Annotated in this window: 10 protein-coding genes; 3 read left to right on the forward strand and 7 right to left on the reverse strand. The window is 61.0% G+C overall.

Annotation, left to right across the window (positions count from 1 at the left end):
- Nucleotides 1–126: 126 nt before the first annotated feature.
- From purU to ACP7CZ_RS25080, 7 genes are all read right to left on the reverse strand, one after another.
- Nucleotides 127–984, reverse strand: a complete 858-nt coding sequence (gene purU / locus ACP7CZ_RS25050; protein WP_005792124.1) for a formyltetrahydrofolate deformylase — start codon at nucleotides 982–984, stop codon at nucleotides 127–129.
- A 125-nt stretch (nucleotides 985–1,109) separates the two neighbouring features.
- Complete coding sequence (locus ACP7CZ_RS25055) at nucleotides 1,110–1,742, reverse strand: sarcosine oxidase subunit gamma (RefSeq protein WP_014720232.1); 633 nt, start codon at nucleotides 1,740–1,742, stop codon at nucleotides 1,110–1,112.
- 136 nt (nucleotides 1,743–1,878) lie between these two features.
- Entirely contained in the window at nucleotides 1,879–4,896 is a 3,018-nt protein-coding gene (locus ACP7CZ_RS25060) for a sarcosine oxidase subunit alpha (RefSeq protein WP_034128877.1), read from the reverse strand.
- Nucleotides 4,893–5,195, reverse strand: coding sequence for a sarcosine oxidase subunit delta (locus ACP7CZ_RS25065; RefSeq protein WP_003194855.1), 303 nt, complete (start codon nucleotides 5,193–5,195; stop codon nucleotides 4,893–4,895). The genes ACP7CZ_RS25060 and ACP7CZ_RS25065 overlap by 4 nt, the downstream gene beginning before the upstream one ends.
- 15 nt (nucleotides 5,196–5,210) lie before the next feature.
- Nucleotides 5,211–6,461, reverse strand: coding sequence for a sarcosine oxidase subunit beta (locus ACP7CZ_RS25070; protein ID WP_003176546.1), 1,251 nt, complete (start codon nucleotides 6,459–6,461; stop codon nucleotides 5,211–5,213).
- Between the two features lie 22 nt (nucleotides 6,462–6,483).
- On the reverse strand, nucleotides 6,484–7,737 hold the full coding sequence (glyA, locus tag ACP7CZ_RS25075) for a serine hydroxymethyltransferase (RefSeq protein WP_003194857.1): 1,254 nt from the start codon (nucleotides 7,735–7,737) through the stop codon (nucleotides 6,484–6,486).
- Nucleotides 7,738–7,995: 258 nt separating this feature from the next.
- Nucleotides 7,996–8,724 (reverse strand): TraX family protein, encoded by a 729-nt coding sequence (locus tag ACP7CZ_RS25080; RefSeq protein ID WP_198790995.1) that lies wholly within the window; start codon nucleotides 8,722–8,724, stop codon nucleotides 7,996–7,998.
- Nucleotides 8,725–8,814: 90 nt separating this feature from the next.
- Here ACP7CZ_RS25080 and ACP7CZ_RS25085 point away from each other — a divergent pair, with 90 nt between their 5' ends.
- The 3 genes from ACP7CZ_RS25085 (at nucleotide 8,815) to ACP7CZ_RS25095 (ending at nucleotide 10,914) form a co-directional block, all read left to right on the forward strand.
- Nucleotides 8,815–9,855, forward strand: coding sequence for a threonine aldolase family protein (locus ACP7CZ_RS25085; RefSeq protein ID WP_003194862.1), 1,041 nt, complete (start codon nucleotides 8,815–8,817; stop codon nucleotides 9,853–9,855).
- Nucleotides 9,856–10,048: 193 nt separating this feature from the next.
- Nucleotides 10,049–10,249 (forward strand): hypothetical protein, encoded by a 201-nt coding sequence (locus ACP7CZ_RS25090; protein ID WP_054920783.1) that lies wholly within the window; start codon nucleotides 10,049–10,051, stop codon nucleotides 10,247–10,249.
- Nucleotides 10,250–10,380: 131 nt separating this feature from the next.
- Nucleotides 10,381–10,914, forward strand: a complete 534-nt coding sequence (locus tag ACP7CZ_RS25095; RefSeq protein ID WP_054896754.1) for an REP-associated tyrosine transposase — start codon at nucleotides 10,381–10,383, stop codon at nucleotides 10,912–10,914.
- Nucleotides 10,915–11,486: the final 572 nt, after the last annotated feature.

Below are 11,486 nucleotides of genomic sequence, written 5' to 3' on the forward strand. Positions count from 1 at the left end.
ACAGATGCTGTTTCTTGTGTTGCTTGTAAGGGCCTCATCGCAGGCAAGCCAGCTCCCACAGTGGATCGGGTTCCAACCTTGGAATGCTGTCGAATGTGGGAGCGGGCTTGCTCGCGAAGGCGTCAGTCAGAGCACCACCGTGCGATTGGCGTTCAAGAACACCCGCCGCTCGATGTGATACCCCACCGCCCGCGCCAATGTGAGCCCTTCGATATCCCGCCCCTTGGCAATCAAATCTTCGGGATAGTGGCTGTGATCCACCACTTCCACGCCCTGGGCGATGATCGGCCCTTCATCCAGATCGTTGTTGATGTAATGCGCCGTGGCGCCCACCAGTTTCACGCCCTTGTTGTACGCCTGGTGATAAGGCTTGGCGCCCTTGAAGCCCGGCAGCAACGAGTGGTGAATGTTGATGGCCTTGCCGTCCAGCTTGCGGCACAGCTCCGGTGACAGCACCTGCATGTAGCGCGCAAGGATCACCAGTTCGGCGCCGGTGTCTTCCACCACTTGCCACACCTGGCGCTCCTGGGACGGTTTGTCGTTGGGGTCGAGGGGGAAATGGTAGTAGGGAATCTGGTGCCAATCAGCCAAGGGTTTCAGATCGGGATGGTTGGACACCACCGCGACTACATCCATCGACAACTGGCCGATGCGCTGGCGATACAGCAGGTCGTTGAGGCAGTGATCGGCCTTGGAGACCATGATCACCACTTTGGGCCGGTAGTTCGGCGCCGTCAGTTCGAAGATCATGCCAAAGGCTTCACCACGGGTGGCCAAGCCATCCCGGAACGCCTGCTCGTCAAAGCCGTCAGGCTGACGGAACTCAACACGAATGAAAAACCGTCCCGAGAGGCGGTCATCAAACGAATGGTGCTCGGTGACGTAGCAGCCTTGCTCAAACAGGTAGCGGGTGACCGCGTCCACCGTGCCGAGCACGCTGGGGCAGTCGGCGGTCAAAATCCATGTATCGGGTGCGCGGCTCATGGGTCACTCCTCAGGCTGATCGTTCCCACGCTTTGCGTGGGAATGCCGCCATGGACGCTCTGCGTCCGCTTTTGGGACGCGGGGCGTCCCGGTATGCATTCCCACGCGGAGCGTGGGAATGATCATCATGCGACAACGCTCAGGCCGAACTCAGCCGAGGCATCCTGCAACCACAACCACCAGTAATCCGAGAAGCTGCGACGGATCAGCAGTTCCCAGGTGTCTTCAGCCGTATGACGGATCACCAGTTGCGACTTGGCGAACACCGTACCCACGGCTTTGCCGACCGGAAAGTTGTTGGGGTGTACGTCGTAGCTGGTGGACTTCATCAGCACATCGCGCACATTCGGGCCGCTCAGTTCAAGAATCTGCTGGCCGCCGCTGACGTTGACGATCTGGATATGCAGGTCGCCCAGGGCGGCGCGCAGGTTTTGCTCGGCGGCAAACTCTTCACCGCTCGGCACGATCAACAGCCACTCATCCGGGCCGAGCCACTGAAGGCTGGTTTCACCTTTGAAGACCACACTCAGCGGGCCGGGCAGTTCGATACCGACGGCCTTGTGTACGCCGGCGGCGAAGGCGGCGTCGTGGCCATCGCCACGGATAGTCAGGTGGCCGAGGAGTTTCTTTTCACGCACGGTCACGCCGGCATTCTTGCGGCCCTTGCCGACCAGGCTGGCAAGGTCGGCATGGTGCAGCGACGACTCGGCCTTGGCGCCGGTGGTGGGGCGTTGTTGGTAAACATTGGCTGCTGTCATAAAGCACCTGTTCTGAATTCTGTTGATCGTTCCCACGCTCCGCGTGGGAATGCCGCCATGGACGCTCTGCGTCCGCCCTTGGGGCGCAGAGCGCCCCGGAATGCATTCCCACGCAGAGCGTGGGAACGATCAGGTGTCAGACGTTCTGCCGATCACCTTTGGGGTCAAAGAACACCGAAGACACAATCTCGGCTTCGATCACGCTGCCATCCGCTTGCGGCGAGAACACCCGCTCACCGATGCGCTTCAAGCCGCCCTTCACCACACCCATGGCAAACGAATAGCCCAGGGAGTTATGCGCATAACTTGAGGTAACGTGACCCACCATCTTCATCGGAATCGTCTGCTTCGGATCGAACACCAACTGCGCGCCTTCCGGCAGCCACACGTTCGGGTCGATCGGCTTGAGCCCCACCAACTGCTTGCGCTCTTCACGCACGCAGTCTTCACGGTTCATCCCGCGCCAGCCGATCCACGAGAACGGCTTGGTACGGCCAACGCACCAGCCCATGTTCAGGTCGTCCGGGGTCATCGAGCCGTCGGTGTCTTGCCCGACGATGATGAAGCCCTTCTCAGCGCGCAGTACGTGCATGGTCTCGGTGCCGTACGGGGTCAGGTTGTACTTTTTGCCGGCCTCGACGATCTTTTCCAGCACACCCATGGCGTAGTCGGCCTGCACGTTGACTTCGTACGACAGCTCACCGGTAAACGAGATACGGAACACCCGCGCCGGCACGCCGCCCACCAGGCCTTCCTTCCAGGTCATGAACGGGAAGCCGTCCTTGTCCAGGTCGATGTCGGTGACTTCACTGAGCAGCTTGCGGCTGTTGGGGCCCGACAGGGTCATGGTTGCCCAATGGTCGGTGACCGAGGTGAAGTACACCTTGAGGTCCGGCCATTCGGTCTGCTGGTAGATTTCCAGCCACTGCAGCACGCGGGCGGCGCCGCCGGTGGTGGTGGTCATCAGGAAGTGGTTATCGGCCAGACAGGCCGTCACGCCGTCGTCGAAGACCATGCCGTCTTCCTTGCACATCAGGCCGTAGCGCGCCTTGCCCACGTCGAGCTTGGTCCAGGCGTTGGTGTAGATGCGGTTGAGGAACTCGCGGGCATCCGGGCCCTGAATGTCGATCTTGCCGAGGGTGGAGGCGTCCAGCAGGCCGACACTGTCACGCACGGCCAGGCATTCGCGCTTCACTGCGGCGTGCAGGTCTTCACCATTACGCGGGAAATACCACGGGCGTTTCCACTGGCCGACGTCTTCAAACTCGGCGCCGTTCTTCACGTGCCAGGCCTGCAGCGCGGTGTAGCGTACCGGCTCGAAGATATGCCCACAGTGACGGCCCGCTACGGCGCCGAACGTCACCGGCGTGTAGTTGGGACGGAACATGGTGGTGCCCATCTGCGGGATGGTCACGTTCAACGAACGGGCGGCGATGGCCAGGCCGTTGACGTTACCCAGCTTGCCCTGGTCAGTGCCGAAGCCCAGCGCGGTGTAGCGTTTGACGTGCTCCACCGACTCGAAACCTTCGCGGGTGGCCAGTTCGATGGCGGCGGCGGTCACGTCGTTTTGCAGGTCGACAAATTGCTTTGGCGCCCGTGCGGTAGCTTTTTCGTGGGGCACCTGGAACAGCGCCAGGGTGGGTTCTTCAAGACGGCTCAAGGCTTTTGGCAGCGTGCCTTCAACCGGGGCAAAACCGGCTTCGCTGGCCGCACGCACGCCGCCTTCAAAGCCATCGGCGAGGGAATCGCCAAGGCCGTAGACACCGTTGATGCCACCCACGCACACGCGTTTTTGCGGTGCTTCGCCCGGTACAAACCCGAGGATATCTTCACGCCAGGTCGGCTTGCCGCCCAGGTGCGAGGCCAGGTGCACCACCGGGCTGTAACCGCCGGAGCTGGCGACCAGGTCGCAGTCCAGCCACTCGCCGGGGCTGGTGACTTTGTGCGCCTTGACGTCGATGGCTGCCACGCGGGCACCGGTCACGTGCTTACTGCCGCGGGCCTCGATCACGGCGCTGCCGGTGAGGATGCGAATGCCTTTGGCGCGAGCTTCTTCAACCAGAGCCCCGCGTGGGTTGTGGCGCGCATCGGCCACCGCAACAACGGTGAGGCCCGCATCGAACCAATCCAGCGCAACGCGGTAGGCATGATCGTTGTTGGTCGACAGCAGCAGCTTTTTACCCGGTGCCACGCCGTAGCGACGCACGTAGGTAGACACCGCACCCGCGAGCATATTGCCCGGCACATCGTTGTTGCCATACACCAGCGGACGCTCGCACGCACCGGTGGCCAGCACCACACGCTTGGCACGTACGCGGTGGATACGCTGACGCACCACGCCAATCGGCGCACGGTCACCGAGATGGTCGGTGAGACGCTCGTGAATGGTCAGGAAGTTATGGTCGTGGTAACCGTTGACGGTGGCGCGGGGCAGCAGCACCACGTCCGGCAGCGCTTTCAATTCGGCAATGACGCTGGCAACCCATTCAGTGGCCGGCTTGCCGTCGAGGCTTTCGCGGGAATCGAGCAGCGAACCACCGAACTCTTCCTGCTCGTCGGCGATGATCACACGGGCACCGCTGCGCGCAGCGGCCAGCGCAGCCGCAAGGCCCGCAGGGCCTGCGCCCACGACCAGCACGTCGCAATGACGGTTGAAGTTGTCGTAGGTGTCCGGGTCGTTCTCGGTGGGCGAACGGCCAAGGCCCGCCGCCTTGCGGATGTACTTCTCGTAGGTCATCCAGAACGATTGCGGGTACATGAAGGTTTTGTAGTAGAAACCCGGCGGCATCAGCTTGCCGCCGACCTTGCCGAGAATCCCCATCATGTCGTTGTTCACGCTCGGCCAGCCGTTGGTACTGGTAGCAACCAAGCCTTGGTACAGCGCCTGTTGGGTGGCGCGCACGTTGGGGATCTGCGTGGCTTCGGTGGCGCCGATCTGCAGCACCGCGTTCGGCTCTTCGGCGCCCGCGGCAAAGATGCCCCTTGGGCGCGAGTACTTGAAGCTGCGGCCAATGATGTCGACACCGTTGGCCAGCAGGGCTGCGGCCAGGGTGTCGCCTTCAAAACCCTTGTAGCTCTGACCGTTGAACGTAAACGTCAGGACTTTATTACGGTCGATGCGGCCACCGTTGGACAGGCGATTGATCTGGCTCATACCTTCTCTCCAGAGGCCTTGGCGGTGAACTGAGGCTTCTCACCGATCTTGTAGGTTTCAAGAATTTCGTAGGTCACAGTGTCGCGGGTGGCGTTGAAATACTGGCGGCAACCGGCGGCATGGATCCACAGTTCGTGGTGCAGGCCGCGCGGGTTATCGCGAAAGAACATGTAGTCGCCCCACTGCTCGTCGGTGCAGGCATTCGGGTCCAGCGGGCGCGGGATGTGCGCTTGGCCGGACGCGTGGAATTCCTCTTCGGAGCGCAGTTCGCCACAGTGAGGACAGAAGATATGCAACATAGGGGATTTCTCCTGTTAGTGGGCGACGGCCGCAGCGCCGTGTTCGTCGATCAGCGCACCGTTGTGGAAACGGTCGATGGAAAAAGGTGCGGCCAGCGGGTGCATTTCACCCTTGGCCAGGCTGGCGGCAAACACGTTGCCTGAGCCTGGGGTGGCCTTGAAGCCACCGGTGCCCCAACCGCAGTTGAAGAACATGTTCGGTACCGGCGTCTTGGAGATGATCGGGCAGGCGTCCGGCGTGGTGTCGACGATGCCGCCCCACTGGCGGTTCATGCGCACCCGCGACAGCACCGGGAACATCTCGACGATGGCCTGGATGGTGTGCTCGATCACCGGGTACGAACCGCGCTGGCCGTAACCGTTGTAGCCGTCGATACCGGCGCCGATCACCAGGTCGCCCTTGTCGGATTGGCTGATGTAACCGTGCACCGCGTTGGACATGATCACGCTGTCGATAATCGGCTTGATCGGCTCCGACACCAGGGCTTGCAGCGGGTGGGATTCGATCGGCAGGCGAAAGCCCGCCAGCGAAGCCATGTGCCCGGAATTACCGGCAGTGACCACACCGACGCGCTTGGCGCCGATAAAGCCCTTGTTGGTTTCCACACCGATGCACACGCCGTTTTCCTTGCGGAACCCGATCACTTCGGTCTGCTGGATCAGGTCCACGCCCAAGGCGTCGGCAGCGCGAGCAAAGCCCCAGGCCACGGCATCGTGACGGGCCACGCCGCCGCGACGTTGCACGGTGGCGCCGAGCACGGGGTAACGGGTGTTCTTGGAGCAATCCAGATACGGGATTTCGTCGGCCACTTGCTGGGCATTCAGCAGCTCGCCGTCCACACCGTTGAGGCGGTTGGCGCTCACCCGGCGTTCGGAGTCACGGATGTCCTGCAGGGTGTGGCACAGGTTGTACACGCCACGCTGGGAGAACATCACGTTGTAGTTCAGGTCCTGGGACAAACCTTCCCAGAGTTTCATAGCGTGTTCGTACAGGTGCGCCGACTCGTCCCACAGGTAGTTGGAACGCACGATGGTGGTGTTGCGCGCGGTGTTACCGCCGCCCAGCCAGCCTTTCTCGACCACCGCCACGTTGGTGATGCCGTGTTCCTTGGCCAGGTAGTAAGCGGTCGCCAGACCATGCCCGCCGCCGCCGACGATGACCACGTCGTAGACCTTTTTAGGGGTCGGCGTGCGCCACATCTTCTGCCAGTTTTCGTGATGGCTGAGGGAGTGCTTGAAGAGGCCGAAGCCTGAGTAGCGTTGCATAGTCATTACTCCAAAACCGCGCTCAGCGATAAACCGGGAAATCAGCGCACAGGGCAGACACGTGCTTGGCCACGTTGGCCTCGACGTCGGCGTCGCCGAGGTTGTCGAGGATGTCGCAGATCCAGCCGGCCAGCTCGACGCACTGCGGCACTTTGAAGCCACGGGTGGTCACCGCCGGGGTGCCGATGCGCAGGCCCGAGGTCACGAACGGCGACTGCGGGTCATTCGGCACCGCGTTCTTGTTGACGGTGATGTGGGCGCGACCGAGGGCGGCATCCGCCTCTTTGCCGGTGAGCCCCTGGCGAATCAGGCTGACCAGGAACAGGTGGTTGTCGGTGCCGCCGGAGACCACATCGTAGCCACGCTTGATGAACACTTCGGCCATGGCCTGGGCGTTATCGATCACTTGCTGCTGGTAAGCCTTGAAGCCGGGCTCCAGCGCTTCCTTGAAGCACACGGCCTTGCCAGCGATCACGTGCATCAGCGGGCCGCCCTGGGCGCCGGGAAATACCGCAGCGTTGAGTTTCTTTTCGATTTCTTCGTTGGCCTTGGCCAGGATCAAACCGCCCCGTGGACCGCGCAGGGTCTTGTGGGTGGTGGTGGTGACCACGTCGGCGTAAGGCAGCGGGTTCGGGTACAGGCCAGCGGCGACCAGGCCGGCAACGTGGGCCATGTCGACGAACAGCAGCGCGCCGACCTTGTCGGCGATCTGACGAAAGCGTGGGAAATCAAGGGTCTTGGAGTAGGCCGAGAAACCTGCCACCACCATCTTCGGCTTGTGCTCGACCGCCAGGCGCTCGACTTCGTCGTAGTCGATCAGGCCGGTGTCGGTGTTGATGCCGTACTGCACCGCGTTATACAGCTTGCCCGAGGACGACACTTTGGCGCCGTGGGTCAGGTGACCGCCGTGGGCCAGGCTCATGCCCAGAATAGTGTCGCCGGCATTGATCAGCGCCAGGTACACGGCGCTGTTGGCGGAGGAACCGGAGTGCGGTTGCACGTTGGCGTAATCGGCACCGAACAGCTGCTTGGCGCGCTCGATGGCCAGGGCTTCGACCTTGTCCACATGCTCGCAGCCGCCGTAGTAGCGCTTGCCCGGGTAGCCTTCGGCGTATTTGTTGGTAAGGCCACTGCCTTGAGCTTCCATCACGCGCTTGCTGGTGTAGTTCTCCGACGCGATCAGCTCGATATGATCTTCCTGGCGCTGCTCCTCGGCATTCATCGCCGCCAGCAGTGCGTCGTCATATCCCTGGATCTGGTCTTGTTTGCTGAACATCGCGTCTCTCCCAGCCTTTCGTATTGTTGAGGCCCTCGCAGGGCCCTTTGATGCGATGGTAGGGCTGGCGCGTGCGGGCCAAATGCCTGCGCACGCCACGCAAAGGTGCGTTTACGACATGGCCTGAGCAAATGCTAACTGGGTGCCTACAAACTGTAGGAGCGAGCTTGCTCGCGAAAAACCTGAGGGCGCCGCGTTCAATCAGGCAGCCCGCGTTATTGTTGACGTTTTTCGCGAGCAAGCTCGCTCCTACAAGGGCTAGGCAATGAGCTTGCGAACGAGTAGCAACAGAAGAAAATGCATGGGATACAGGGCATAGGCCCAGCGTCGCATGGCGGGGGGGTTGGCGTTTTTGCCATGTCGCAATAAGACCAATCCTGCCAGCGGCGCAATCAGACATGCAGCCAACCCCGACAGCGCCACAAGCGTGCCGCTATTGAGCAGAATCTGCCACTGATTGGCGGCGACGCAGACTAAACCCGGCAGCACGCTGAAATACCAGGGCCGGCGAAACACCAGCAATATCGCCAGTGGCAGCAATACACCAAAGAAACCGAACATCAACTGGTGTGAAAACACGGCCGCCATGGTGACGGCGATCAGCGCCAATCCTCGATCAACCAACGTCTTTTGCTGCCAACCTCGGGCAACCAGCATGCCCAGCGCCAGGGTCGGCAACACGTTCAAGGTATCGGCATCTTCGATGAACATCCGATAAGGCACTTCGCTGATCACGCTGAACAGCAGCAACCAACCCAGGTAGCGCCAATGGCCCGTCACTGGGGCGTAACGGACACGGTGCAAATTAGCCGCAATCGCCAGGCAAAACCATGGAAACGCCAGGCGCCCCGGCACGTATAGCCCATCCAGACTCAGCCCCACATAGCGCAAATGATCGAGCACCATACTCAACAGCGCCAGCCACTTGAGCAGATCCAAAGCGCCATCTCGGACAGGTCCGACAGGCAAGGTTTCAGTACCGTGCATAATTCCCCAACGACTTTGCATTTACAGTGCGTGCGTGCCCCCGGCAATCTTGGGTAAAGTGCGCACCAACATCGACCACAGGAACGGGCCATGACCGACAAGAGCCAACAATTTGCCAGCGACAACTATTCCGGCATCTGCCCGGAAGCCTGGGCCGCCATGGAACAAGCCAACCAGGGCCATCAACGTGCCTACGGCGATGATGAATGGACCCACCGCGCCGCCGACGGTTTCCGCAATCTGTTCGAGACCGACTGCGAGGTGTTCTTCGCCTTCAACGGTACGGCTGCCAACTCCCTGGCGCTGTCCTCGTTGTGCCAGAGCTACCATAGCGTGATTTGCTCGGAAACTGCCCACGTCGAGACCGACGAATGCGGCGCGCCGGAGTTTTTCTCCAACGGCTCCAAATTGTTGGTTGCCCGCACCGAAAACGGCAAGCTGACCCCGGAGTCGATCCGTGAGATCGCCCTCAAGCGCCAGGACATCCACTACCCCAAACCCCGCGTCGTGACCCTGACCCAGGCCACCGAAGTCGGCAGCGTGTACACCCCGGAAGAAATCCGTGCCATCAGCGCCACCTGCAAGGAGCTGGGCCTGAACCTGCACATGGACGGTGCCCGCTTCGCCAATGCCTGTGCATTCCTGGGTTGCTCACCGGCCGACCTGACCTGGAAAGCCGGCGTCGACGTGCTGTGCTTTGGTGGTACCAAAAACGGCATGGCGGTGGGTGAAGCCATCCTGTTCTTCAATCACAAACTGGCTGAAGACTTCGACTACCGCTGCAAACAGGCCGGTCAGTTGGCGTCGAAAATGCGCTTCCTTTCTGCGCCATGGGTGGGCCTGCTGGAAAATGACGCCTGGCTCAAGCATGCGCGCCACGCTAACCATTGCGCGCAATTGTTGAGCAGCCTGGTGGCGGATATTCCCGGTGTGGAATTGATGTTCCCGGTACAGGCCAACGGCGTGTTCCTGCAACTCTCCGAACCCGCGATTGCAGCGCTGACCGCCAAGGGCTGGCGTTTCTACACCTTCATCGGCAAAGGTGGTGCGCGCTTCATGTGTGCGTGGGATACCGAGGAAGAGCGTGTAAGGGAATTGGCTGCCGATATTCGGGAAGTGATGAACGCTTAAAGCAGGGCCCCGGCCAGTCCTTACTGGCCGATTGCCGAGACTGTTTTTTGATATTTCTGACAGCTACGTAGCTCGCATTCATTGTCTAGCCTCTTGTTACCCGCAAGGAAAACGCAGCGATAACTGCCACCTTTCGGGTTTCACCGCCAGCCGAATAATCGGCGGCAAAGGCACATCAATGGAGAGCTTTATCATGGAATATCAAAGCAATAGCAACACACTGCAAAGCGGCGGCAGCACTAGCACCACGGTCATTGACTGGGATGAGTTCAGGAAACACGCCAAGGTCGGGGACACCATTCAGGAGTCATCAAGGACGCTGACCATCTACGACAAAGCCTACGAATTGACAAACTCAGGCCAGCACTTCGTTGTCCATATCTATGCCCAATAACTGTTAACACCTAAGGCTCGCGTCGCAGATTCCCGACCTGCGACGCGACGCTGAATCATGATCGTTCCCACGCTCTGCGTGGGAATGCCTCCTCGGACGCTCCGCGTCCACCCGAAATCAAGGATGAACACGTGGGCAGAAGCCGCTATGTCATCACCGAACCCGAAAAACCCCACTTCCTCACCTGCACTGTCATGGAATGGCTCCCTCTCTTCACCCGCAACTACCTGGTGGACCATCTTCTGGATTGCTGGCGATATCAACAAAGCAACCACGCTTTAAACTTGTTTGGTTACGTCATCCTGGAAAATCACTTGCACTTTATTGCTCAAGCGCCCGATCTGGGAAAGTGCGTCAGCCAATTCAAATCCTTCACCGCCCGCACCATCATTGACGACCTGCAAAGCAAAGGCGCGGAGCGGATATTGCAGCGCCTGCGTTTCTGCAAGCGTGCACACAAGACAGATCGTGTTTATCAACTGTGGCAGGAAGGTTCACATGCGGAGTTGGTTTACAGCGAGGCAGTCATGCGCCAGAAGCTTGATTACATCCATCACAACCCCATAAAGCGGGGCTATGTGGACCTGGCTGAACACTGGCGTTACTCCAGCGCGCGCAACTATGCAGGTATGCCAGGCCTGATCGACATCCAACCTTGGCTCTGAAGATCCGCGTGCCCCTTCCCTTACGACGGGACGCGGAGCGTCCTGGGAGGCGTTACCACGCAGAGCGTGGGAACGAGCATGTGCCTGCTGCCGGAAAGATCGTTCCCGCGCTCCGCGTGGGAATGCAGCCCGTGACGCTCCGCGTCACCCCTCAACTGCGACGGGACGCGGAGCGTCCTGGGAGGCGCTACCACTCAGAGCGTGGGAACGAGCATGTGCCTGCTGCCGGAAAGATCGTTCCCGCGCTCCGCGTGGGAATGCAGCCCGTGACGCTCCGCGTCACCCTTCAGTTGCGACGGGACGCGGAGCGTCCTGGGAGGCGTTACCACGCAGAGCGTGGGAACGAGCATGTGCCTGCTGCCGGAAAGATCATTCCCGCGCTCCGCGTGGGAATGCAGCCCGTGACGCTCCGCGTCACCCCTCAACTGCGGCGGGACGCGGAGCGTCCCAGGTGGCGTTACCACGCAGAGCGTGGGAACGAGCATGTGCCTGCTGCCGGAAAGATCGTTCCCGCGCTCCGCGTGGGAATGCAGCCCGTGACGCTCCGCGTCACCCCTCAACTGCGACGGGAC

Source organism: Pseudomonas sp. DWP2-2 (genome assembly GCF_049897065.1).
Taxonomy (GTDB): domain Bacteria; phylum Pseudomonadota; class Gammaproteobacteria; order Pseudomonadales; family Pseudomonadaceae; genus Aquipseudomonas; species Aquipseudomonas paracarnis.